The organism is Neisseria sp. P0009.S007, assembly GCF_051962515.1.
Genome location: NZ_JBQCVF010000555.1, coordinates 1 through 998, shown reverse-complemented (window position 1 = coordinate 998; position 998 = coordinate 1). Strand labels below are relative to the sequence as shown.

The window sequence follows — 998 nt, the reverse complement described above, 5'->3', positions numbered from 1 at the left end:
TCAAAGTCATGACCGAAAACTTGAACGAACTGTACCAAATAGCGCAGGACGCATTTGAAGACGCGCTGCTGATGGGTTGTTCCGAAAAACAGTTGCGCGAATACTTCCGCGAGTTAATGGCCGGGCTGGAAAACCCTTATCAAAAAAACGGTTAGTTATTCGATCCATACAAAAAAAGGCCGTCTGAAAGTTTTTCAGACGGCCTTATATATTGCCCTTTGTAAATAATACCTTTACAAACGTAAAAGTATTGTTTGCAAAGGGTTTTTTATTTAAGGGATACGCCATGAAGAAAGAGATTTTAGAGAGAGAAGCGGCAACGGACGGTTTGGCGGCCGCGCCAGCGGACGGCGGAACGGACGGTGTCGCTTCTTATTCTCCCCCCTCGTCTAACAGGGGGGGTACAGAAATCGAAGATGCAACGGCATTTCAAGAATCCTTTGAATGTTACGAAACCTATATCTTGGACGGCAAAGGCAATCTGTTAGGTGTTCCGCTCCGTCGCGGTGTATCCGATTCAGCCTTTATCGATCAAATCAGTTTTTCATTTCATGAGCGTACATTTTTTGATAAGTACGGCACAAGAATCAGCCTTTTAGAAGATGAAGACTTTGTAAAAGCAGCATCAATGCTGATGTATGAAATTATGGGCTTCGGCATCTACAAAGAATCAAAAGGTTCGGGCGGTCGTTTTTATGAAAGATGCTGGCTGATGGGTGATGAAGATGTACTTTATGGCCGCGTCCATTTCGGCGGACAAAATCAAACAATGCTTGTAGAGCTTACCGCAACAGGCTGTACAGCGGCAAAAAACGGCTGGGAATCCAGACTTTATGAGTTTTTGACTCAAGCGGTACGGCCAAAAATTACACGCGTAGATATTGCAAAAGACTTTTTTAACGGCGAATACAGTCCAAATCAAGCAAGAGAGGATCGAAACAAAGGTCTTTTCACCTGTCATCACGTCAAACCTAAAGGCGAATGTATAGGCTCAGATT

General features: G+C 44.0%; 1 pseudogene. It reads left to right on the top strand.

The window, feature by feature from the left end:
* Positions 1-286 precede the first annotated feature (286 nt).
* Positions 287-998 (top strand): annotated as a pseudogene (locus ACTHS3_RS14765) (replication initiation factor domain-containing protein); the annotation flags it as partial.